Here is a 25634-nt window from a genome sequence, read left to right as displayed (position 1 = left end):
TAGTCACAAAAAAGGGAAGTAAATTACTTCCCTCTTTATATTTATAACTCTCTGTTAATAACTAAAAAACAAAGTCATCAGCATCAAGCGCCATCATTGAATTAGCACCATTTGCTACACAAGCGGCATGACCATTAGCTCTTGGTAAAATACGTTGAAAATAGAATCGTGCGGTTTTAATTTTAGCTTCATAGAATGCTTTATCATCATCACCAGCTGCCAATTTATCTTGCGCTACTTTAACCATTTTCGCCCAAAAATAAGCCAGTGTTAAATAACCAGAATACATCAAGTAGTCCACTGACGCAGCACCTACTTCATCAGGGTTTTGCATCGCTTTCAAGCCTAACGTTTCAGTCATTTTTTGCCAATCACCACCAAAGGTCATTATAGGTTGAATGAACTCTTGCATCGCTTCATTACCTGCATTTTCAACGCAAAATGCGGTTACTTCAGCACCAAAAGGTTTTAATATCGCACCTTTAGAACCTAAAATTTTACGTGCTAATAAATCAAGCGCTTGAATACCTGTTGTGCCTTCATACAAGCAGCTAATTTTAGTATCGCGCATCAACTGTTCCATGCCCCACTCTTTAATAAAGCCGTGGCCACCAAACACTTGAACACCATGGCTAGTACACTCTAGCCCAAGTTCAGTTAAAAACGCTTTTGCAATTGGTGTTAACAGCGCCATTTTGGTTTCCGCATTGGCTTTTTCTGTTTCATCAGTACTTGCGTGACCAATATCAACTAATTGCGCTAAATAACCAATTAACGCACGACCACCTTCAGCAATCGACTTTTGTGTTAACAACATACGACGAACATCAGGATGAACAATAATAGCATCTGCAGGGCCATCTGGATTTTTAACACCTGACAAAGAACGCATTTGCAAACGGTCTTTTGCATAAGCTAAAGCCCCTTGGAATGACGCTTCTGCTGCTGCAACACCTTCAGAAGCAACTCCTAAACGCGCCGCATTCATAAACGTAAACATACAGTTTAAACCACGATTTACTTCACCAATTAAATAACCTTTAGCACCATCAAAGTTAATAACACACGTTGCATTAGCATTGATCCCCATTTTGTGTTCAATTGATCCACAAGAAACAGCGTTTCTATCACTCACTTCGCCAGCTTCTGTTACGTTAAATTTAGGTACAATAAAGAGTGATATACCACGGCTACCTTCTGGAGAGCCAGGAATTCTAGCAATAACAATATGTACAATATTGTCAGATAAGTCATGCTCACCCGCTGAAATAAAAATTTTGGTTCCTGTTAGTGAATAGCTACCATCATCATTAGGTTCTGCTTTTGTACGTAACATGCCTAAGTCAGTTCCACAATGCGGCTCCGTTAAACACATGGTGCCTGTCCACGAGCCTTCAACTAATTTAGGCATAAAGGTATTTTTTTGCAATTCGCTACCATGGGCCTCAATGGTTGCTAATGCACCGTGACTTAAGCCAGGGTACATAGCAAAACTGTGGTTAGCTGCTGATGTTAATTCACCAATAGCAATATTTAATGAATGCGGTAAACCTTGACCGCCAAATTTTTCTGATTGAGATAATGTTGGCCAACCACCTTCCACATATTGTTGGTAAGCTTCTTTAAAGCCGTCAGGTGTTGTTACAACACCGTCGTTCCATGTACAGCCTTGCGCATCACCACTTTGATTTATTGGGGCTATTACTTGTTCAGTAAATTTCGCTGCTTCACTGATAATAGCGTCAACCATATCAAGGCTAGCATCTTCATAACCTAATTTTTGATAGTGGCTATCACAATCAAGTAATTCTTGCATGACAAACTTCATGTCTCTAATCGGCGCTTTATATTCTGGCATAGGGTTCTCCAATAATTAATTGAGTTGTTTTACGAAAATCAACACAACTGGTCAGTGGTCAGACTTTCAAACAGGTGTTTGATTAAATCATGTTCCTAGTATTTTTAAAAGAAATTTTTTGAAAGTTTCTGTATTAGTGTAGAAGTAAAAGCAAAAAAGGAGCGAAAATGCTCCTTTTTTATCTTTTATAAATAGCTTATTACAAGCCCGAGGAAAGACAGAGCACTATGGTAATATTGTTACAACCTCAACTTGAGATTCAAGCGTTTCGTCAGTAGAAGCATCAACATTAATAAATAAACGCTGAGCATCAGCTGACAATTTAATACGTGTTGGCAGCCTACCTTGTGTATAAGTTGTTGAAGTAACATTTTGATTTTCACCATAAGTCGCTAAATAAAACCCAAGCGCGTTAGAGCCATTAAATCTTAAATAATTTGGATTACCTGCATTGTTTTTTTCCAAAAATAACGTCACTACGCTAGTACTCGCTTCGAGTAAACCATTGTCCACAAAATCATCACCATCAAAACTAATCCACTCACTAGACTCACTAATTGCATAAATATTTTGTTCATCATCAGAGACCATAAAATCAATAATACGTTTGCCTTCAGGCAATAATCTAGGGCGATATTCATGTGTTAACGAAACTGAAATTTTATCATCGCCAAAGTCATTAACTTCTGGCATGTATCGTTTAATGCTTGCCGCATCGTAATCTAACGCAAACAGTGTATTTTTTTGTGCAGCAACATCAATTTCACTAGCCAAAAAAGCATTAGCCCCATCCCAAAATAATACTTGTAGGTTTTCGTCTGCAAATTCTAATACTTGTGTAATAACGAAGTAGCGACCTAAAAGTCTAACTATATCGGTAGGCTCAGATAAAACATTGCTATCAACTATTTCAGTAATAATATTATCAGCAAGATTTACTTTATAACGATGAACCAATTCAGAAGTCGTTTCATCTTCTGGATTAATCACGGTTTCAACGGCTTTTGCTAATAAATAATCACCTGCAGGATGCATAATTAACTGTTCTAACACTGTGTTTTCAGGTGAAACAGTTAACGTGGATTCAAGTGTCCCAGTGTACTGATGATAAGTTTTTAATTGATTGTCCACCGCAACATAAAATTTAGGAAATAATGGCGAGGGAAGTATTTCATTGCTATTAATTTCTAAACTTTCTAATACTGTATTTTCAACAACCAAATCACTATTGTAAAAATTAACATTAATCGTTTCACTCACAACACCTGTTTTTTCACTAGCAGCAATAGTTACTTGGGCTAAAGAGCTTGCATTCATTGGGGCAGCTGCTGGATCAGCAGTAATCATTAATTGGGTGTTATTAATTGGAGTTAAAGTTAGCCAATTTGCCTCTGTAGATGCCAGCCATTCAATTGTTTGTGCGCTATTATTGCTAATTGTTATAACTCTTTCTAATGCTGAAATAGCACTGGTTGAAGCTAATGAAATGCTGGGTTGTTCGGCTAACATGTAGATATTATCAAGCGCCAACTCAACAGGAACCAATTTAGTATCACCCGATGCTATTTCAGTTAAAACAATATTACCTTGTTGTAAACCTGGGCTTGTAAATGAAGTAACATCAGGAGTTACTTCAATTTCTGTCTCGCCACTGCCAGAGGTTATGTCTAATGACAACCAATCAACGTCAGTAGTAGCTGTCCACTCACTAACTTCGCTGGCAATAGTGATACGTTGAGAAGGCAGGTTTTCAACCCCAAAAGTTCCATTATATTTTACTTTCTGGGTGTCAACGGCCAGCTCCCATACTAATAATGAAACCTCAATATCATGCGAGGAAAATTGGGTCAAATCTTCATTACTTGTCGCTAAACGTAACGTTGTAGTGTAGGTATCAGCAGCATAAAGCTGTGCATTAACAACATCTATATATATCGTTGCTGAAGTGTCTGTAACATTTTCGGTGCGATATTCTAACCAACCAACTGGAGTCTCATCAGGTGCATAACCAACCAATAATCCCTCACCGACAAAGTTCACTTCTATCGCAATGGTACTCGTTGATTCCTGTAAAATCTCATTAGTAAAGTGAGCCTCATTAAGATCAGCAGAAATAGACAAAACGACTTCATTATCTGATCCACCACATGCTTGCAGCATAATAACTATAAGCAGTAATAATGCCTTATAGAGTTGACACATCGGTTCCTTCATAACAATTCCTAAAGATAACACCTAAAGTTAAGACCTAAAGTTAAGACCTAAAGTAAACACCCAATAATAATTAATTTAATACTGTTATTTTCATTCAGTTTAATAGCAAAAGCTAACATAGTATTGCAATAAGAACACTATTTTATGCCTTCTAAATAAGCAAAAACGGTTTCAAATGCTTGTTCTTGATACTGCTTTAGCCCTGTATCTCGAAAATCGATATCAATTTGGCTTTTGGCTAATTCTTTTTTGATAAAGCTTCCCGCAAGAATTTCAACCTGTAATTCTTTGATCAACTGAATAGCTGCTTCAACTTTAAAACCTATAGGGCCGCCAGCAAACTTACCTTTTAGCGCTCTACCTCTAATAACGACATGAGTTACCTGGTAATCTTCCATTAATTTGGCAAAGGTAAACTGAAACTTCTGCACTTGCTCTGCATCCCCCGCATTATCTAAACTAACCTTTTGAACCCGTGTATGAGGAATATCATACAAATTATTCTCTTTTGACATAATACAAATTATGGCTTCATTACTTTTTATCTCTACACCGCATGCTTTCATGAAAAAATCTCTTTAAACTAAGTGAATACATTATATACTTAATCATTCTTTTTTTTCACAATTTTTATATTCGGAGACAGCATGACACAACGCGTTTATGTTTTAGCACAATTTCAGCCTAAAGCGGGCAAGGAACAAGCGCTTTTCGACACCTTAAAAGCACTAGAACCAGATTCTTATCGCGAACAAGGCTGTATTCAATACACGGTTACCAGACAAATAGCGCACGAAAGCGCAACAAACAATAAGCATACAATTGTTTTTAATGAAATTTGGGCAACCGCTGCAGATTGGACTGCGCATGGTCGTCGTCAACAAATACAACAATTTTTTGAAAATGAAGTCAGTAACCCGAATGGCTTAGTGGCTGATGTTATCGTAACAGCCTACAGTGATGAAGGCGTTAATTATGACGCGCCAGTTTATTAGTCACAAGCGACATGAATATGATAAAATCCCCTTCTGTTAACTTTTAAGTAACGTTTCAAGAGAATTACTATGCCATTATTAGACAGTTTTACCGTAGATCACACAATCATGAATGCCCCTGCGGTACGTGTAGCTAAGAAAATGAGTACACCAAGCGGTGATAATATTACCGTATTTGATTTACGTTTTTGTAAACCCAACATGGAAATCATTAGCGAAAAATCTATTCATACCCTTGAACATCTTTTCGCAGGGTTTATTCGTCAGCACCTTAACAGTGATAATATTGAGATTATTGATTTATCACCTATGGGCTGTCGTACGGGCTTTTATATGAGTGTGATTGGTACACCTACAGAACAACAAGTCGCTGACGCATGGCTTAAATCAATGCAAGATGTTTTAGAGGTTACCAGTCAAGATGAAATTCCTGAACTGAATTTACATCAATGTGGCACCGCAGTAATGCACTCATTAGAGCAAGCTAAAGAAACAGCTTCATTAGTTATTGAGCAAGGTGTTGGTATTAATTACAACGAAGATATTTTATTAAGCGAAGAGCAACTGAAGCAACTGGCACACTAAATATCATAATTGAATTAAAGCGCTAAGCTAAATAAGCATGTGTATTTTATTTTTTGCTATTAACCAACACCCCAAGTACCCAGTGGTCATTTGTGCTAATCGTGATGAATTTCATCAACGCCCTACACAAATGATGCATTGGTGGCCTGTTCATGAGACTCAAAGTCCTATGCTAGCAGGCAAAGACCTGCAAGCAGGTGGCACTTGGCTAGGTTTAAGTCAACAAGGACGATTTAGCGCATTAACTAATTTTCGTCAGCCACAACTTCTTGATAAAAATAAAAAATCTCGTGGTGATTTAGTACTGCAAGCTTTAGTTAAAACAGATCAAAAAATATCTGTTCAACTAAATGAATCCGCTCATCTGTATAACGGTTTTAATATCGTCTTTGGGCAACTCAATAAGTTAACTTGTTTTGACAGTGTTTCCCAAAAAACGCAGGTGTTAACCTCTGGCTTTCATAGCTTGTGCAACGGCGCTCTTGATGATGTTTGGCCCAAAATGGCTTTAGGACAACAGCAACTTACCAACACTATTAAACTTAGTGCCAATGCAGAAAATCCTCTCCCCATTAATGATTTATTTGCCATCATGCAAAACAACCAACAAGCACCAGTAGAAACCTTACCAAGTACAGGTTTACCATTAAACTGGGAACAAAAACTCAGTTCAATTTTTATTGTTTCGCCCGAATATGGCACGCGCACAACCAATATCATTATTCAGGATAACCATGGAAATATTACCGTGTATGACAGAAGTTATAATGTGGAAGGTAAATGCAGTCATGAACAAAGCTTTATGATCCCCCCCTCTATCAACCAAATTACATAGATCAAATTACTTACCCTAAATTTATTAATGATTTTGTCAAACAAATCCGTTTATCAAAAAGACTAAATTTTATTCAAAATAACCAAATATTAGTTTACCACCTTCATTAATCTTATAGGAAATCAAATAACACACTGAAAAACAATAATATTTTCAATGGCATCTTCTTTGCTATTATTTCTTTGTAACGAAAGCTCAAACCAATATTTTAAAAGGAAAGTAGTATGAATAACGATGACAACAAATTTACATCACAACAAGATCCTACCCAAAATGCTGATTCTGAAAATAAAACTCCCGTAGAAAATAATATTGAAAGCAGCGTTAAACCTAGCACTAAAAATAACGAGCAACAAGAAAACACTGTTCAGGATGAAACAAACACTCATAGTCAATCAACTAAAAGTGAATCAACACAACAGCAGTATACTGACAACAGTGAGGAGCTTAATGAGCCTATGTCTGATACAGATACTGAAAAAACTTGGCACAATAAAAATGTAATAAAACGTGGTATTGCTATGTTAGGTTACGGATTTGTCGCGGGTTTTGTTCGTTTAGGGATAACATTGATCGCTGTTTTTCAATTTTTTTCATTATTGCTGTCAGAAAAACCAAATTTGCCTTTGGTAAAATTCGGTCAAAATTTGAATACCTATCAATACCAAATTAATCAGTTCTTAACCGTTAATTCAGAAGTATACCCTTTTCCTTTTGCTGACTGGCCAGATTGTGGCGTAGAGGAATCTACACCTAAGTAGCTTAATATAATTGATATAATACTAAATTAACTCTTTAACAATTGCAGCAAGTAACAAAACAAAGACTAAAATCCAACTCGCCTTACTAAACTTTGCTTGCTGCTCCTCACTCATTGGTTTCCCAAATCGTTCTCCTAAAATAACCATTAACGCAACCACACCAAATACGCACGCAAGAATTATTAATAAAGTCATATTTTTCCCTGAAAAAATTTACAAATGCTAAAAATACATTAACATAGCATACAAGTTTGATTCTCCCCTTATTTATTGTACCCTATATGAAACATGCCGATGACTTTTATCAGAAACGTCGATTTATTATTGAGCTTGGCAAAGCCCTGCACAAGCTAGGCTCTACTGCCTATCGTTTAGAAGATAATTTACTTTCTATCGCGCATTTTTTAGATCTTCGTGCTTCTTTTATTATCACTCCTACCGCATTAACTTTTATTTTATCAGACGATGAAGACGATCAACAATATAACCACTTAATGCGAGTGACTCCAGGAGAGATAGATTTAGGCTCTTTAGCACGCATTGATGAATTGGTAGACGAATTAATCAATGGTGAAAGAACCTTAGAGGAAGCTATTGCACGGTTAAAAGAAGTCAATGCAAAGCCCCCGCCTTACGGCGCTTTTTTAACCTTTTTAGCTTTTGGTGCGTCGAGCGGTGCCTTTGCCATGTTAATGCATACCAGTTGGCATGATGTTTTTTGGTCAACCATTTTAGGTTTTATCGTCTTTATTTTTGTGGTCTGGGCAGAACATTCACGCCGTGTTACTGAAATGCTTGAGCCAATTGCCGCAATTACCACCTCAATGTTAGCTTCCTTTATTTCATTGTTTGACCCTAGCATCAACATCCCCATGGTTATTCTGTCTAGCATCATTGCATTTATCCCTGGACTGTCATTAACCGTAGGTTTATCTGAATTAGCAGCCCGCCATTTAATGTCAGGAACAGCGCGCATTATGGATAGTATCATGGTGCTTTTTAAAATTTACTTTGGCGCAGTCTTAGGCATGGCCTTTGGAAAACTCATTTGGGGTGACGTAAGCTTTGTACCTCCTGAAACTATGCCTATATGGACTTCATGGCTTGCAGTAACAACGTTAACTATTTCTTTAGTTATATTGTTCAAGGTACGCTTAAAAGATGCTCCTTGGGGTATGATTGCAGGCTATATATCATTTGGTGTTAGCATTTGGGCTAGCAGCTATTTAGGGGTTGCGTTAGGTGCCTTTGTCGGGGCCTTTGCGTTAGGTATTTACAGTAATTTATTCTCTCGTATTATGAATTTACCGTCATCCATCGTACGATTATTGGGTATGGTTGTGTTGGTTCCAGGAAGTAAAGTTTATATTGGACTAAACAGCTTGGTATCAGGACAACAAATGCTGGATGTTACCGATTTAGGCTCACAAACATTTTTAATTTTTATGTCGTTAGTTGCTGGTATTATATTTTCTAATGTTGCTCTGCCTCATAGAAAAACCCTTTAATGCTGATGACCTTTGAGACAATAATGAAAGAAATACCCGTGACCAAAGTAAACAATAAATCGTCAACTTATCACCATGGTGATTTACACGCTAGCTTGCTTGCAACAGCAACCGCCATGATTACAGAACAAGGCATAGAAGCCTTATCATTAAGAAAGCTTGCTGAGCGCATAGGTGTTTCTCGCACCGCAGCCTATCATCACTTTAAAGATAAAAATGATTTGCTTTGTGCCATTGCTGCACAGGGTTTTACTTCCTGGCAAAATGAAGCAGAGCAAATTTTCAATAATAATGAGTTAACTGATCAAGAAAAATACCGCGACTTTGTTCACTTTTATGTACAATTTGCCACCAAAAATGCGGCTATATATAAACTGATGTTTGGTAGTACATTATGGAAGCAATACAAAACGGAACGTAATAATGAGAAAAAAATTAACGTTAGCGGTACGTCAACTAGCTCACAAGCACTAATTGATGTGGCTTATCCTAGTTTTCAATATCAAGTAGAAATGACTCAAGCTTGGCAACAAAAAGGCATACTTCCCAAATCTCAAAACTCACTCAGGCTAGCACAAGTCACCTGGGCAACATTACACGGAATTGCACAACTTGTGATTGATGGAATTTATGGTGATGCAAGTCAAATTGATGAAATGTGCCAATGCGCTGTCGATCTATTTATCTCTAATAACAAGTAAAGTCCGGCATTCTACCCGATAAAATTAACTAATTACCCCATTCATCTTGTAAATATACTGTAAACAACATATAAACGTTTGGTTACATAAAAAATATAAATAGATGAGCCTTCAACTAGAATTTTATTAAAATTCTTCGTAACATTCATCATCCATGTTTTTCATAGCAACATATTTATCAAAAAACAAAGAATGATGTGTATGAATAATATATGTTAATTTACAAAAATGAGAGTGATTAAATGAAAACAATTATCGCAAGCGCTGTATGTTCGTCAATACTACTGCTTAGTGGCTGTAGTAACAGCGACGAATCAAATTCAACAGCGCAAAATAGTATTGCAACACCTCAAAAATCCATTCTAGCTTCTGGTATAGAGCAAACCAATATAGATAAAACTATTCGACCTCAAGATAATTTTTATCGTTATATTAATGGTGGTTGGATGAAAAAAAATAAGATTCCTGATGATAAAACCGCCATTGGTTCTTTTTATGATTTACGTGACAAAGCTGATGATGACGTAAAAGCTATTATTGAAGAGCTTGCCGCAAATGAACACTTAACAATGGGTTCAGACGAACAAAAAGTCGCTGACTTGTTCCGTTCATACATGGACACAGACGCACGAAATGCGCTTGGCACTGCACCTATCAAAGATATTTTCAATACAATTAATAACCTTAAAAACAAAGATGAATTAGCCTCTTTTTTTGGAAAATACTCATCTATTGGTATTAATAATCCACTTGCACTCTATGTCAATATAGATGAAAAAGACTCGTCAAGTTATGCTGCTTATATCTGGCAAAACGGTTTAAATTTACCAGATAGAGACTACTACTTTAATACAGATGAGCGTTTTGTAACGCTACGAGCTAACTACCTTACTCACATTGAAAAAATGTTAACGTTAGCAGGATTACCTAATGCAAAAGAGTCCGCTAAAAATATAATGGTATTAGAAACAAAGCTAGCTGACTCGCATTGGACACGTGTTGAAACCCGTGACAGTGAAAAAAGTTACAACAAAATAGCTATCAATAAATTAAATACGCTAACAAATAAATTTAACTGGCAAGCATTTTTAGCAGCAGAAGGCGTTACCAAGCAGCAAGATATTATTATTAATCAACCAAGCTTTATTAAAGGCTTTGGTAAAGTATTTGATGAGACATCATTAGCCACATGGCAACAATATCTAACTTTTAATACCTTAAGTGCTTTTTCAAATTACCTAACAACAGAAATCGACAATGAAGATTTTGATTTCTTTTCCAAGCAACTAAATGGCCTAAAAGAACAACGACCACAATGGAAGCGCGGCGTTCGTGTTGTGAATAGTAATTTAGGTGAAGTAATAGGTAAAGTGTACGTTGCTCGTCATTTTACACCAGCCGCTAAAGCACGCATGAGTGAATTAGTTGAAAATTTACGTAATGCCTACGGCTCAAGTATTGATAACTTAGAATGGATGTCAAAAGATACTAAGAAAGCAGCTCAAGTAAAATTAGCCGCTTTCACGCCTAAAATTGGTTACCCAGATCAATGGGAAGATTACTCTAAACTCTCAATTAGCGGTGATGACTTAGTTGGGAATATTATTCGCGCACGTAAAGTTGCTAGCGAGAAAGAACTATCTAAATTAGGTGGCCCAATTCGCAAATGGGAGTGGCACATGACACCACAAACCGTTAATGCTTATTATAACCCTCCTGCCAATGAAATAGTATTTCCAGCTGCTATTTTACAAGCACCATTCTTTAATATGAAGGCAGATGATGCAGTAAACTACGGTGGTATTGGGGCAGTAATTGGACACGAAATGGGTCATGGCTTTGATGATCAAGGCAGTAAGTACGATGCTGAGGGCAATTTACGCAATTGGTGGACAGAGCAAGATCTTAAAGAATTTTCTAAACGTACCAAAGCATTAGTTGACCAATATTCTGCCTATCAAGTATTTGATAATTTAAACATTAACGGTGAATTAACATTAGGTGAGAACATTGGTGATTTATCTGGTGTCACTATTGCCTACAAAGCCTATAAAGCTTCGTTAAATGGTAAAGAAGCACCGATCATTGATGGTTTAACAGGAGATCAACGATTTTTCATGGGTTTCGCACAAATTTGGCGTTCTAAAATTGTAGAAAAGTCAATGCGTAACCGTGTGGCTACTGACCCACATTCTCCAGGTGAATTCCGCGCTTTAGGGTCACTTTCAAACATGGATGAGTTCTATGAAGCATTTAATGTTAAAGAAGGTGATGCGATGTACATAGCACCAGAAAAACGTGTGAGTATTTGGTAAGATTTTTTATACCATCTATTTACCCTCTCCGTAAAAACACTAAAAGTAACGAGCTAACAAACTAGGCTCGTTACTTTTTACTTAAGGTTTTCAACCCATCACAATGCTTATCACAGCCAATCCTGATACTGCCTTACCATTATCAATAAAATATTAATAACTCATCTGTATAGTCTTTGAAATACTACCAATACCTCTTATACTCTTGTGCTATAAAAATTTTACGATAAAGCGAAGACATAAGACGATGACAGATAGCAACGAAGAAAAAAGTACTGATATCAAAAATACACAGCATAAAAAGCGCATGCAAGCAGTTAAAGAAAAAGTAGATCAACGTATTGATAATGCTAAAGAAGAACGTGGCATATTGATTGTCATTACGGGGAATGGTAAAGGTAAGTCAACCTCTGGTTTTGGCACTATTGCCCGTGCGGTAGGTCATGGCCTAAATACTGCGGTTGTGCAATTTATAAAGGGTACGTGGGCCTGTGGAGAACGAGCCTTACTTGAAAATGCTGGGGTAAGTTTTGATGTTATGGCTACAGGCTTTACTTGGAATACGCAAGATAAAGCTCTAGATATCGCCGCCGCACAAAAGGTATGGCAACGTGGTAAAGAGTTATTAAAAGACAACAATGTTGATGTAATTTTACTTGATGAGTTAACCTATATGGTTGCTTATAAATACATCGATTTAGATGAAGTACTTGAGGCGTTAAAAAATCGCCCTAAAAATCAACATGTAATAATCACTGGGCGAGGTTGTCATCGCGCTATTATTGATTTAGCTGATACAGTTAGTGAAGTACAATCTATCAAGCATGCTTTTGAGAACAATATAAAGGCACAAAAAGGAATAGACTGGTAAGTATTCACTTACCTCTTAAAGCTTGTTTAATAAGTGATTAATTGTTTTATTTGAGGATGTTCTGCTGACAAATAGTTAACATTTTTTCGTTGTATTGGCGCATAAAATTGACTTCTTTTTTACGCGCCATACGTTGCTCTTCAGACGTAATAACATCACCAGTCGTTGATGAATATTTTTTTCCACAAAGTGCAATGGCCGTTTTATAATCGCTAGATTTTACGCCTGGAATATTCATACTTCTTCCTGACGTAACCAATAACCTATAATCTTTACTTTCAATAGCTAACATTAATGCTTGATTCAAATCATCGGAATCGGCTGTTTCTATCATGGAAGGTTTTGTTTCCTTTTCATTAATCACCTCATCGGTTGAATTTACTATAGAAGAACACGCAGTATTAAGCAGAACTGATGATATTAAAATAATAGATTTCATAGATAAATAATTCCTTGCTGACAAAAAATGGCTTGACTATATCGCGTTAATGCTTGACTCACGCTAATAATTATTGCGCTCTACACCAATAACGCCAAGGCAAAACAGAAATAACGAATAATAGCCAAAACGCACTGCCCCCTGAAGATTCACCACTTGTTGGTTCTGTTGGTTCAGGCTCGGGTTCAGGCTCAGGCTCGGGTTCAGGCTTGGCTTCTACGTTTATAGTTACATCAAAAATCTCACTAGCCACGGAACCTTTGTTAGCAATAACAGGAACACTTAACTCACCAACAAAGTCACTGTTGGGGGTAATAGTTTCATCTAAAACAGTATAATTATCACCTGCTTGAATAGTAATTGAGTCAGCGGTTTCGCATGCATAAGTAAAGTGTGAAGTGTTTAATACAACACTCCCCCCTTGAACAAGCGAAAATGATTGCTGAGTAATAATAGCAACATCGCTAGATGCCAATGCTTTGTCTATAACAAAAACCCCTTCATTTGTTGAGTAAAAAACATTATCACTACACACGAGTTTTACTCTTGCATTGGCTGTATTGATTTCATCTCGGCAAAATGACCCCATATCAATATTGGTACTACCATTATTATCTACACCACTTACCAGTGTCACATCAAAATTTTCACCGTTATCTTTAGAAAGCAAAATATCAACCGATGAGCAATTAATAGGCGCAATATTTGTGCCTGCTACTTGCCAGCTGATTAGGTTACTATTGTTTGTCCATGTGTCACCCAGTAATGGAGTATTAAGTGCAAAAGCTTCTCCTGTATCGATAACAGTCAACTTAGTTTCATCGAAACTAACTCCACCTTTATCATCAAATACCATTAAGCGAAAATTTAATTCTCTGTTTGTAGTCGGTAATGATTCACCACTAGTACTTGTGCTATTCAGCACATCGGTTAATTGGGGAAAATAACGACTCACATTTTCACTCGGTAAAAACGCGCGAAACAAAGGTCTAGTGCCATCATCAATTTGCTCAAGCAGTGATGAACTTGCATTACCTAAATCAAATTGTTGCCAACTATAACTCAAGCTATCACTATCACTGTCCTGCGCGCTGCCAGATAACTTAAAAGGCGTTTGCGCGGGAATGGTATAATCTAATCCAGCATCAACAACAGGAGTATTATTTGATTCACCTGTCACAGCACCACACTCACTGCCACGCCCATTTTGTATGTTGTCACTTATTTGCTCTATAGATCTTGCATGAAAAAAAGCATCCGAATGTGGCTGTATATTTTGATCATCACAAATACCAGCATAAGACATAATTGTGGAGCCACTACCTACTTCATAAGCCGAATGGCTTACACGGTTACCTTCACAAGCGCCTGCAGAGCCATTAAACGTATGATTAGCACCAAACTGGTGTCCTATCTCATGAGCAACATAATCAATGTAAAATGAATCATTAATTGGATAAGGGTCGCCCGTTACGCCATCACCTTTATAAATTGAATCACAAACCCCACCAAGCACAGCTAAACCGCCACCATCGGTATTAACCACATGACCAATATCATAGCTTTCACTCCCAATAATGCCATCAATAACCGCTGTATTAAGTTCACCATCATCACTATCATTATTAAATGGGTCTGTATCGCTATTGGTAAAAATTAATAAATCACTGTTTTCTACTAACTCTAGCTTTATCGCCAAGTCATGCTGATATACCTCATTCAAACGATTAACCAAAGTCACTATTTCAGCCATGGCCGTATTAACTGTACCACCATTAAATTGGGTGTATTCTGCTGCTGCAGCTATCGCAATACGGTAGGTTTTGATTGTACTTTGAGATTCAATAGACTTGCTCGTTTTATTTGCTTTATTGATTTGTGAATTTTGCAATACAGCGATGCCAGATTCTATTTTTTTTGGGGGATGAAATTTGTGCGCTAATTGGGTTACCAAACGATTATCAACACCAGCGTAACTTTTATATTCATTTTTACGCGAATTAAAAACTCTTTTCTCTTTCGACGATTTCAGTACAGCTTGCTCTTTTACAAATACATTTTCAGGTTCTATAAATATACGCTCTCCACCATAATAAAACATACCATGAAAACCATTTGACGTAATATCAAAACGCCCCGTATTACTCGGGTTATCAAGGGCAGTACCTGAAAATGTTCTCGTGTTAGGATACTTTTTGGCAAGCCCATCAGCCATGATTTTCACAGGCGTTAATGTGAAATAAGTAACGTCTCCATTAGGTAAAGGTAACGCTACAACCATAGATTCAACATCACTAAGCAGTAAAGTACGTAAATCATCAATATTTGCAGTTAGTGTTGAAGCTTTACCACTTTGCTTGAAAAAATAATTCTTTTCATCATCTACAGCTTGCGCGAAAACGATATGAGGCATAACCATTTGCATCATGAGTATTAATACACTGTAAACCGTTAACTTATTCAATTGCTTCATATTATTCTCATCGGTAAATATCACTGCATTAAGCTTAACGGTAATGTAATAAAAAAACCACTGATAATGCAGTGGTTTTTTACTAATAGGCAAAGAATAGTGTTACTAGTTTAAAGGTAATTCTTGCGGTTTTGTTATTTCGTCAACTGTTGGCAATTTTTTCTTTTTACGACTGAATAACACTCGTAAATCCTCAATAATAACGTATAAGCTTGGTATAAAGATTAACGTTACAATAGTGGCAAAAAGTACACCAAACGATAATGACACAGCCATAGGAATAACAATTTGAGCTTGTGCACTCGTTTCAAAAAAGATGATAGGAACTAAGCCGATAAAAGTTGTTGCCGAGGTTAGCATGATCGCTCTAAAACGTTTTGTTCCCGCATGCATAACAGCATCTTTTAAACGTTCTCCTCGTTTTCTCGCATTATTAACATAGTCCACCATCACCAACGAATCATTTACAACAACCCCTGATGCTGCCAAAATTCCCATAATGGATAATGCGCTTAAATCCATTCCTAAAATAAAGTGACCAAATACAGCACCAATAACCCCAAAAGGAATAACGATCATAATCATTACCGCTTGTGAATACGACCGCAATGGAATAGCAAGTAAAGAAAAAATGACCATTAAAGAAATTACAAAATCTCTAAGTTGATTATCAGCACTGTCCATTTCTTCTTGAATACTGCCAGACACTTCACTCTGAACATGCGGGTATTGTTTTAGTAGGTTTGGAATAAAGTTGTCTCTAATATCTTTTGCAACTTCAAAGGGTTCTACTTGCTCTGCATCAACACTTGCCCACACATTAATCGTACGATTGCCATTTTCACGACGAATACGCGTAACACCATCAGTTAATGAAATATCGGCCAGTTCAGACAACGGAAGTTCTGCCCCATTCGGGGCTTGTATCATCACATCATCAACATGCCCTATACTACTGCGCTGTTCAAGCGGATAACGTACCATCACCTTGATTTCTTCACTGTCTCGTAATATACGTTGTGCTTCTAAACCATAAAAACTATAACTTACTTGCGATGCGACTTCTGCTAATGTTAAACCCATGCTGTAAGCCAAAGGCTTTAATTCAAGCTGTACTTCTTTCGCGCTAGTTTGACGTGAATCATTAACATCACCTACCCCTTTCAGCGAGTTTAGTTTAGCTTTAAGTTGTTTTGCAGCCGCTAATAACTGAGCATCATCAGTGCTTTCTAATTTAAAGGCAACATCGCCATCATCACGGCCACCGCCAAATAAATTATCATCAATCGCTAATGATTTAACTCCTGGATAACTGGGGATCGCTTTACGCCATAAATCAGCCAATTCAAATGTATTAATTGGTCTTTCTTTCGGTATCACTAATTTAACCATCACGTTACCACTGGTACGGCTACGTAAATCAACTTGCATATCCGCAATCATAGAACGACCATATTGCGCTTCTACTTCCTTGTCTACCTTGTATAAAATACGTTCAATATTTAACAAGGTTTTTAATGTCGCTTTTTCAGAGGCATCAACGTTCATGTCAATAGTAACACGAGGAAAATCGTGAGGGATTTTAGGTTGCCCGATAAACCGAACAAAACCACCACTATATAAGCCGGCACTTAAAAGCATTAAGCTTATAAAAAACATTAATACGCCATAACGGTATTCAATACACACTGATAATGCTGGTCTGTATGTATTATCAATAAAGCCTTTTAGCTTAATGTCTACCCAACGACGAATTCTATCCAATGGGTTTTTAGGGTTAAACTCTTTAACTTTCATTTTAACTAAATGTGCAGGTAAAATCAGTTTAGATTCTATTAATGAGAAGATAAGACAAAGTACTACCACGGCACCAATAGCCTTACCAAAAGCGGATGACGGCCCTTCTCCAAAAAGAAAAGGCACAAAAACCGCAATTGTCGTTAACACACCAAACGTTGCAGGCATGGCAACACGCTTTACACCACGAATAACATTCTCAGTAGAGTGTCCGTGCTCTTCTATTTCATCGTGAGCACTTTCCCCCATCACAATAGCATCATCAACCACAATACCCAGCACCAAAATAAAAGCAAACAAGCTAATAATATTGATGGTAACGTTGATAAACTCCATTGGCATAACTAACAAAGTACCCAAGAAGCAAACAGGCAAGCCCATCATTACCCAAAATGCCAAACGAACACGTAAAAACAACGCTAGCATTAAAAATACCAATACAGCACCACTTTGCATGTTGTCTAACATCATGTTTAAGCGACCTTTTAGGTAGTAGGTCATATCTACCCATGTTTCTAACTTAACACCATGAGGTAATAGTTCAGATTTTTCTTCAACATAAGCATTTATAACATCAGCAACATCAGTAATGCTTTGATTATCAGCAGCACCAATAAAAAGAGTTACAGAATTTTTTCCATTAAATTTAGAGTATTGCAACCCTTCCTCAAATCCATCAATAATAGTTGCTACATCGCCTAGTAATATTTTACTACCATCAGCCAGTGTAATAAGAGGAATTTGTTCAAATTCATGACCCCGGTACGCTTGGTTTTCAACTCGAAGGTTGATATAGCCATTTTCAGCTCGAATTTGTCCTGCTGACATATTACGTGAAGAATTACGCACTGCATTAGCGACATCTCTAAAGCTTAATCCATATTCCCTGAGTTTATCTTTACTCACTTCAACAGAAATTTCATAACCTAAACCACTGTAAAATTCTGAGATATTAATTTTAGGTAATTGTTGAATTTCATGATGGATTTTACGACCTAACTCTTTTAATTCACTATTGGTTAAGTCACCATACAAACTGATATACATAACTTCTTGACGAAATTTTTCGCGTTCTACCTTGATCCGTTCCATCCCATCAGGAAAACTTGAAATTGAATCAATGGCTGATTTAACTTCTTCTAATACTACTTGGGGATCATAATCAAGCTCTACTTCAAACCAACCATTTGAGTAATTTCTATTTGAGTAAGTAATCACACGCTTAAGACCTTGCACTGTTTTCAATGCTTCTTCAATCTTGATGGTAATACCTTCCTCAACTTCCTGAGGTGCTGCTCCAGGATATGGAGCCGCATACGAAATCCAATTAATTTTCACTTGTGGGAACATTTGCTTGTCAATAGTTTGCATAGTGAGAAAACCACCTAGCAAAATAAATACCATCAATAAATTAGCCGCAATGGTATTACGGGCAAACCAAGCAATAATGCCTACATTGGTATCAATGGTTTCATCCACTTTTTTGAGATTAACGGCTTTATCTTTACTATTTTTTTCAGAAAGCGAACTCATATTTACTCACCCTTATTCTTAATGCTAACAACTTGAGTATCTACCTCTTCATGTACGCTTTTCTCTTCAAGGTCGTCTTCATCTAATTGATCACTAGCCAATGTTAACTTCATCCCTGCAACAGGATAATCTAACGCAGAAACAATGAGTTTATCCCCATCAATTAAACCATCAGAAACAATAACATTACCTCCCTGTTCGCGAAGAATATGGATTTTAGCGTAATGTAACTTTGACTCATTATTTAAAATAGCTACGCTATTATTGACTACTAAATAACGAGGAACAACAGTAGCGTTATCTACTTCAACACCGAGTATTTTAGCTTGAACATAAGAACCAAATCGTAGTGGTAATTCATTTTCACGAGTATTTTGTTGTAAAAGATACGGGTCTTGAATTTCTGCCACTAAATAACTCATTCGGCTATTACTATCAATAACGCCTTCACTTCTGGCTATTTCTGCCTGCCATTGAATTTCCTGACCTGAATATGTCCCTATTAACTTAACTTTTGCTTGCTCGCCTTGAGCCACTAAAAATTGTAATTGATTATCTGCAACAGGTAATCGTACTTCGGCAATATCAGTACCAAGTAACATACCAATTTCACTCCCCACACCCACAAACGAACCAAGACCTATTTCTCGGCTATTAATCATGGCATCGTATGGAGCTCTTATTTCAGTACGTTGTAAGTTACGCTCTGCACGTAAAATAGCTGCTTGGGCAGACTTTACCCTAGCCAATTCTTGAGCAAGCTGGGGTTTGCGTAAACTTAATTCTGTTGGCGAAGTATCGGTTATTTGTTTCCATTCCCTTTCGGCAACCTTACCTTGAGCAACTTCTTTCTCTAAAGCTGCTCTTGCTGAAGCCATATCCGCTTGAGCATCAATTAATGCTGCGTGGTAGTCATTGGGGTCAATGCGCGCTAACAGTTGATCTTTTTTTATTAAGCCTCCTCGCACAAAAGCATCACTGAGTTCGACAATTTCACCGCTAACTTGCGCAACAATAGTGGTTTCATATTTTGGTTTAACCACACCGTAAGAGCTGACTTCAAGTGTCATTGGCGCAACAGAAATATCTTCAACGGCAACAATAGGTGTTTTATCTACAGCATCTTTTTCTTCTGGCGGTTTTTTCATACTAGAAAAGCCTACAAATGCGATTGCTCCAATTGCTAAAATGGCGATAGGTATAATTATTTGTTTTTTACGGGCCACTGTTTTATCCCTTCTAAAATCTATATTTATTATTAAGCAGACAATTGATAAAAATTATCTGATGGTATGAATAAATCATAGCGAATATATCGCCACGAAATAATATAAAGTTGTAACTGTCTATTACAAAAAGTGCGCCTATTTGTAAAAATGTTATAAATAAGCACAAAAAATATTAAAATATTAACTAATATCAATTAGATACGCAGTTTAATTTTAAATGAGATTTTTATGAATAAGTATCATAAACTGAACATCTAAATAACTAGTTAGTTAAATACACCATTTATTGAACTTTTTATAAATAATTCTTGGCAAATTAACCACTCTCTAATTTAAAGGCCATTAATACGCTTTTTATAACACTCACTAGGAACGACAATGCTCAATAGAATTACCGATTTTTTAAATAACTTGCTCCATACTGAAAATACACAAACTGAAAACACAATTTCCATCGAAATCGCTTGTGCTGTTTTACTGTGTGAAGTGATGCGCGCTGATCATGTTTTTACCGAAAATGAACAAGATAAACTCAGTGCTATTTTAACAAAGCAATTTAACTTAACTGAGCAAGAAGTAACGACCACTTTAGAGCAAGCTTTTCAATTAAGTGAAAATGCTAACGATTTTTATCAATTTACGTCAAAGTTGAACCAACACTACACCTTAGACGACAGGATTAACATTGTCACGTTATTATGGCAAGTGGCCTACGCTGATGGTGAGTTAGCCAGTATTGAAGAGCATATTATTCGTAAAATTGCTGACTTATTGCATTTAAGACACAGTGAATATATAGCCACTAAAATTGCTGCAGAACAATTTGCTAAATAATTAGTGAAGCGTATTAGAATCGGGTAAACTAGCACCCGAATTAATTCTCCATAAAATGGCATCACCAATGAAAAACTCAAGCGAACAATCAGCTAACCTTTCCCGCGCACAAATAGGAAAAAATAACACGCTCAATGTTGTTGCGGTAACAGATAATGGTGTTTACCTTGATGGCGATGATTTAGGTGAAATTTTATTACCAAAACGCTATGTTCCTGTTGATTGTAATGTTGGCGCAAGCATTGACGTTTTTCTTTATACTGATTCAGCCGACAGACTTGTTGCAACAACAGAAAAAGCATTGGGGCAAGTAGGCGAATTTGTTTCTTTGAAAGTAGTACAAGTAAATAAAATGGGAGCCTTTTTAGACTGGGGCTTACCTAAAGATTTATTGGTACCGTACAACCAACAACACTCTGAAATGGAAGTTGGTAAGTATTATTTAGTGCGCATTTTTCTTGATCAAATAACCAACCGTGTTGCCGCGTCTAGTAAGCTAGATAAATTTATTGATATTTGGCCAGCCGAATACCAACAAGGTGATAAAGTGAAATTAATTATTGGTGGTAAAACTGACTTAGGTTTTAAAGCCATAGTCAACGATTTGCACTGGGGCTTATTATACGACAATGAAATTTTTCAACCGTTACGCATTGGCAAAAAAATTGATGGTTATATTAAACAAGTAAGAGAAGACGGACGCTTGGATCTTATTTTAACCCGTGGCAGTAAAAATAAAGTTAATGACTTTGCCGATAAACTATTGGATGCTTTACAAAAAAATAATGGCTTTTTACCACTACACGACAAAAGCGCACCAGAGCTTATTCAAAGAACTTTAGGGGTGAGTAAAAAAACCTTTAAAGCGACCGTGGGTAATTTATTCAAGAAAGGGAAACTGAACATAGAAAAAAATGGCATTAGATTAAAGTAATTATTATTAGCAAAATATGTAATATTTGTTTTTGATCAAACAATCATTAGTTTATGAGGACTCCTCCTATATTTAACCGACAAATGCGACAATTTGTCACTTCTGCTACATTTTTATCCTGCTAAAGTTGCGCCACTTTTAATAACAATAAAACCATCTTTAAAATGCAAAGACTTAATCGATATTCCCTAACAACTAGCTTATTAGTTTGCGGTTTAGCTCTACCTACAATAGCGGCTACTAACAATAGTAACACTCAAGCCTCTAGCGAGGTTATCAATGAAACCGCTAAAATTAACAGCACTAATACAACCAAGACCAAAGACACTGAGGTTTTACGCATTTGGGGCAAAAGCCTTAAAGCTGATGAACCAGGTTATACCAGCCCTGAAAGTTTACTGTTACCGTCAGATATGCAGGCAATTAATGCGGTAACTACCGAAGATTTAGTTAAATATGAACCTAGTTTAGTAATCAGACGTCGTTTTATAGGTGATGCAAACGGTACTATGGGTATACGCAGCGCTAACATGTTTCAAACCGCGCGTTCTATGGTATTTGCTGATGGTGTACCGCTTCACTATAACTTACAAACACGTTGGTCTGGCGCGCCACGTTGGACAATGGTTTCAGCAAGTGAAATAGCACAAGTAAGTGTGCTATATGGTCCTTTTTCTGCTCAATATGGCGGAAATGCAATGGGCGGTGTTATCAATATTGAAACAGCAATCCCACAAGAACGTGAGTTTAATGCAGACATAAGTACCTTTGTGCAACAAGCACAAGCTTATGATTTTGATAAAGACGTTAGTGGCTATAAAGGCTTTGTTTCATTTGGTGATAAAATTGATAACTTAAGTTATTACCTGTCGTTTAACCATTTAGATAACGACGCGCAACCACAAACTTACAAAAGTGCCAGCGCAACCCCCTCAAGCAGTTCTGACACTGCAACAGGCGGTTCTGCTGGGCCAGATGCACGCAACCGTGATGTTTATTGGTATGGTGATACGGGGGTGGTTAACAGCCAAACCGATAATTATAAAATAAAGCTAGGTTACGATGCGAATAACTGGCAAGCATTATTAAACGTGGCCTACGAAGATCGCAGTAGTGAGAATACTGGAGATACCCATCTTCGTGATACAAACGGTAATAAGTTATGGAGTGCAAAGAACGCCGTTATCAATGGCACTACCTTTTCCTTTAACTCTGCTAGGTTAAATAAAAGCCGTTTGCTACGAGAAAGCTTATCCGTAGGTTTACGTTTAAAAGCAGACATTACAGAAAAAATAGCCCTTGAAGCAAATATAAACCAATTTGATATTCTTAAAGACGAAACACGTTCATCTGCACTTAATCCTAACGACCCAGCTTTTACAGGGAATGGTAAAATCACAGATTATGATAATTCAGGTTGGACAACTGGCGACTTAGCAATGACAGTGTCAGATATTATGATCCCAAGATTAAATTTAATTACTGGCGTACGTCACGAAAATTATGAGTTAAATCTTGATGTTTTTAATACTGACGATTACTTGCATGGCGCTAAGCAAGATTATAGCAGTAGCTTTGGTGGCAAAACCGAGCTTAATGCTGCATTTGCACAGTTAAACTGGAGTGACAATGCCCATTGGGATATGACCTTTGGTTTACGCTATGAACAGTTTGAAAGCAGCGACGGTTATTATAGTAACATAAATCCAGAAACGAATTCGTTTGACTTAGTGCAAGCGCCCAGTGTTGAATACGACAAAACATCACCTAAATTCACCTTAGGATACTATCCAAGTGACAAGTGGTTAATTCGCTACTCCGTTGCTAAAGCCTATCGTTTTCCAATTGTTGAAGAATTATTTCGCCAATATCAAGCCTATAACAGTATTAACGAGTCTAATCCTAATTTAGCGCCCGAAAATGGCTTTCATCAAAATTTAATGTTTAACCGTGAATTAACTGCTGGTTATGTACGTATCAACTTATTTTATGACCAAATCAAAGATGCCATTGAATCACAAAGTACAACGATTGTTGGTGGTATAAATGACGGTACAAGTTTAAGTACTTTTGTTCCTCTAGATAAAACAGAAACCAAAGGGGCTGAGTTTATTTTAAATCAAACTGATGTGTTAATTGACGGCTTCGATTTACGATTCAATATAACATACACCCATGCTCGTATCACCCAAAACAAAGCTAACCCAGAATGGGAAGGTAATGTTTATCCTCGTATGCCTAAATGGCGAGCTAATATATTATCAACCTATGCGCTTACTGAAGATTGGAATATTAGTTTAAATGCGCAATACGCAAGCGATGTTTATTCGCGTTTGCAAAATGACGATACTATTGATAATGTTTATGGCGCAGCAGACAGCTATTTATTATTTGGTTTGAAAAGCCAATACATCATTAACGAGCATTTGAAAGCCAGCATTGGTATTGACAATATAACAAACGAGCTAACTTATGTTGCTCACCCATGGCCGCGTCGTACTGCCTATTTAAACATATCGTATCAAATGTAATAAAATAACTATTAAACAATATCACTACTCAGTTCACTACTTTTTGTTCAAGTTAAAGCAATCATAAAAAAGTTTGAACTGAGTTTTAGCTAGCTTGTTAAGAACGACCTTTGCATAATATTTTGAGAAGATAAAAAGTCGTTTTTTTCATATCACTAAAATAGTAATGAGATCCCATTAAAAGCACGTCAACATATTTGTTTCACATAAATATTTAACGACTGAGCAACATAACGAAGAAAACAAATTGGCTGACTATAATAACTTTTTAAGGCACTGATATTTTAATAATTGCGTCAACTCGAATAAACTCTATTGTTTTCTTAGTTTGTATTTTTAACCAGCTATCTGAAATATTTACAACTTCACCTTTAACTACATTACTGAAATCGGTTGTACCCAATGCAATTACCACACTCTTTCCTTGAACTTCTCTAAGCATAATTAACCCCTATTATTTGGTAGATGATTATCATCGAATATTGATTTCCGCATAAACGGAATTCATGTTCGATATTGAAAAGTATAAAACATCAATTAAAGCACTCGGCATTGATTTAGCCAAATTAGTTTTGAGTACTCATAGAGTAAAACCAACTGTTATTTTTTCTTTTAAGTGGCTTATACTTCGTTTTCAATTTTCACTTGCCTCATATACAAAAAAAGAGGAAAACCAAACGAAACGCCAACAGTTAACGTTGCGACGATAGGAAGCCATAATTTTTTTATATTTAGACGCTGCCCCTCGATAAAGATAAATGCCAATAAAACAACCGCAGAAACAATTACATCCAAGCCAAAGAAACCACCAATTTGTGTAGAAAATAATTCTTGGAACAAAAGTGGTATGTTTAATCCATTGCTAATAAGCCAAGGAGCAAGCTGAGATAAAGGTAACAATAGCCCCAAAACACATAATATTAAGAAGCTTATTTTAAGGCTCATTATTCAATTTTTCAGCTAGAGATATAACGAGCTTTTAGAGTAACTCGTTTTTTATATAATTTTTAATCAAAACACTCTAACTGAATTATTTTCTTTTAACAATCAAAAAATGCATGGTTCTCTCATAACAACATATTTATCGTAGTATATTGAATAATAAAATAATTTTTAAATTACCCACAGAGACGTTATACCATTTTGATTAAATTTGTGATCTAATTGATTTTATTTTTCATACCTAATATCACAACTTATGAGTCCCTTTGATCACATCGA

At 36.6% G+C, this 25634-nt stretch carries 21 protein-coding genes; 11 read left to right on the top strand and 10 right to left on the bottom strand.

Annotation, left to right across the window (positions count from 1 at the left end; genetic code table 11):
* Positions 1–61: 61 nt before the first annotated feature.
* From ACE1OF_RS13080 to ACE1OF_RS13070, 3 genes are all read right to left on the bottom strand, one after another.
* Positions 62–1858, bottom strand: coding sequence for an acyl-CoA dehydrogenase C-terminal domain-containing protein (locus tag ACE1OF_RS13080; RefSeq protein ID WP_448895044.1), 1797 nt, complete (start codon positions 1856–1858; stop codon positions 62–64).
* Positions 1859–2083: 225 nt separating this feature from the next.
* Positions 2084–4072, bottom strand: a complete 1989-nt coding sequence (locus ACE1OF_RS13075; RefSeq protein WP_448895043.1) for a hypothetical protein — start codon at positions 4070–4072, stop codon at positions 2084–2086.
* A gap of 137 nt (positions 4073–4209) precedes the next feature.
* On the bottom strand, positions 4210–4638 hold the full coding sequence (locus ACE1OF_RS13070) for a DUF3010 family protein (protein WP_448895042.1): 429 nt from the start codon (positions 4636–4638) through the stop codon (positions 4210–4212).
* An 81-nt stretch (positions 4639–4719) separates the two neighbouring features.
* On the opposite strand from ACE1OF_RS13070, the gene ACE1OF_RS13065 reads away from it, so the two are divergent.
* The 4 genes from ACE1OF_RS13065 (at position 4720) to ACE1OF_RS13050 (ending at position 7248) form a co-directional block, all read left to right on the top strand.
* Positions 4720–5067 (top strand): putative quinol monooxygenase, encoded by a 348-nt coding sequence (locus ACE1OF_RS13065; protein WP_448895040.1) that lies wholly within the window; start codon positions 4720–4722, stop codon positions 5065–5067.
* A 69-nt stretch (positions 5068–5136) separates the two neighbouring features.
* Positions 5137–5652 (top strand): S-ribosylhomocysteine lyase, encoded by a 516-nt coding sequence (luxS, locus tag ACE1OF_RS13060; protein WP_448895038.1) that lies wholly within the window; start codon positions 5137–5139, stop codon positions 5650–5652.
* 37 nt (positions 5653–5689) lie between these two features.
* A complete protein-coding gene (locus tag ACE1OF_RS13055) occupies positions 5690–6487 on the top strand; it encodes an NRDE family protein (protein ID WP_448895036.1) in 798 nt (265 codons plus the stop codon).
* 224 nt (positions 6488–6711) lie between these two features.
* Positions 6712–7248, top strand: coding sequence for a DUF4389 domain-containing protein (locus ACE1OF_RS13050; RefSeq protein WP_448895035.1), 537 nt, complete (start codon positions 6712–6714; stop codon positions 7246–7248).
* Between the two features lie 21 nt (positions 7249–7269).
* On the opposite strand, the gene ACE1OF_RS13045 is transcribed toward ACE1OF_RS13050, so the two are convergent.
* Positions 7270–7443 (bottom strand): hypothetical protein, encoded by a 174-nt coding sequence (locus tag ACE1OF_RS13045; protein WP_448895034.1) that lies wholly within the window; start codon positions 7441–7443, stop codon positions 7270–7272.
* A gap of 86 nt (positions 7444–7529) precedes the next feature.
* Here ACE1OF_RS13045 and ACE1OF_RS13040 point away from each other — a divergent pair, with 86 nt between their 5' ends.
* From ACE1OF_RS13040 to cobO, 4 genes are all read left to right on the top strand, one after another.
* Positions 7530–8756, top strand: a complete 1227-nt coding sequence (locus ACE1OF_RS13040) for a threonine/serine ThrE exporter family protein (RefSeq protein WP_448895032.1) — start codon at positions 7530–7532, stop codon at positions 8754–8756.
* A 23-nt stretch (positions 8757–8779) separates the two neighbouring features.
* Positions 8780–9457 carry a TetR/AcrR family transcriptional regulator gene (locus ACE1OF_RS13035; protein ID WP_448895031.1) on the top strand — a complete coding sequence of 226 codons (678 nt, stop codon included), beginning with the start codon at positions 8780–8782 and terminating at the stop codon, positions 9455–9457.
* Positions 9458–9699: 242 nt separating this feature from the next.
* Complete coding sequence (locus ACE1OF_RS13030) at positions 9700–11772, top strand: M13 family metallopeptidase (RefSeq protein WP_448895030.1); 2073 nt, start codon at positions 9700–9702, stop codon at positions 11770–11772.
* Positions 11773–12019: 247 nt separating this feature from the next.
* A complete protein-coding gene (cobO, locus tag ACE1OF_RS13025) occupies positions 12020–12643 on the top strand; it encodes a cob(I)yrinic acid a,c-diamide adenosyltransferase (protein WP_448895028.1) in 624 nt (207 codons plus the stop codon).
* Between the two features lie 46 nt (positions 12644–12689).
* On the opposite strand, the gene ACE1OF_RS13020 is transcribed toward cobO, so the two are convergent.
* From ACE1OF_RS13020 to ACE1OF_RS13005, 4 genes are all read right to left on the bottom strand, one after another.
* On the bottom strand, positions 12690–13082 hold the full coding sequence (locus ACE1OF_RS13020; RefSeq protein ID WP_448895027.1) for a hypothetical protein: 393 nt from the start codon (positions 13080–13082) through the stop codon (positions 12690–12692).
* A 70-nt stretch (positions 13083–13152) separates the two neighbouring features.
* Complete coding sequence (locus ACE1OF_RS13015; protein WP_448895025.1) at positions 13153–15648, bottom strand: reprolysin-like metallopeptidase; 2496 nt, start codon at positions 15646–15648, stop codon at positions 13153–13155.
* Positions 15649–15660: 12 nt separating this feature from the next.
* A complete protein-coding gene (locus tag ACE1OF_RS13010) occupies positions 15661–18885 on the bottom strand; it encodes an efflux RND transporter permease subunit (RefSeq protein ID WP_448895023.1) in 3225 nt (1074 codons plus the stop codon).
* A 2-nt stretch (positions 18886–18887) separates the two neighbouring features.
* Positions 18888–20111, bottom strand: a complete 1224-nt coding sequence (locus ACE1OF_RS13005) for an efflux RND transporter periplasmic adaptor subunit (protein ID WP_448895022.1) — start codon at positions 20109–20111, stop codon at positions 18888–18890.
* A gap of 381 nt (positions 20112–20492) precedes the next feature.
* On the opposite strand from ACE1OF_RS13005, the gene ACE1OF_RS13000 reads away from it, so the two are divergent.
* The 3 genes from ACE1OF_RS13000 (at position 20493) to ACE1OF_RS12990 (ending at position 24413) form a co-directional block, all read left to right on the top strand.
* Positions 20493–20948 (top strand): tellurite resistance TerB family protein, encoded by a 456-nt coding sequence (locus ACE1OF_RS13000; RefSeq protein WP_448895021.1) that lies wholly within the window; start codon positions 20493–20495, stop codon positions 20946–20948.
* A gap of 67 nt (positions 20949–21015) precedes the next feature.
* Entirely contained in the window at positions 21016–21882 is an 867-nt protein-coding gene (locus tag ACE1OF_RS12995; protein ID WP_448895020.1) for a CvfB family protein, read from the top strand.
* Between the two features lie 164 nt (positions 21883–22046).
* Positions 22047–24413 carry a TonB-dependent receptor gene (locus ACE1OF_RS12990; RefSeq protein ID WP_448895018.1) on the top strand — a complete coding sequence of 789 codons (2367 nt, stop codon included), beginning with the start codon at positions 22047–22049 and terminating at the stop codon, positions 24411–24413.
* 268 nt (positions 24414–24681) lie between these two features.
* Here ACE1OF_RS12990 and ACE1OF_RS12985 read toward each other — a convergent pair whose 3' ends face one another.
* A complete protein-coding gene (locus tag ACE1OF_RS12985; RefSeq protein WP_448895017.1) occupies positions 24682–24855 on the bottom strand; it encodes a DUF6897 domain-containing protein in 174 nt (57 codons plus the stop codon).
* Between the two features lie 179 nt (positions 24856–25034).
* The gene (locus tag ACE1OF_RS12980; RefSeq protein ID WP_448895016.1) at positions 25035–25358 is read right to left on the bottom strand and encodes a DUF2834 domain-containing protein; all 324 of its coding nucleotides are present in this window, start codon (positions 25356–25358) and stop codon (positions 25035–25037) included.
* Positions 25359–25634: the final 276 nt, after the last annotated feature.

This window comes from Colwellia sp. E150_009, from assembly GCF_053543955.1.
Note: the sequence above shows the minus strand (reverse complement) of the source record. Positions and strands in the feature narration are given on the sequence as shown.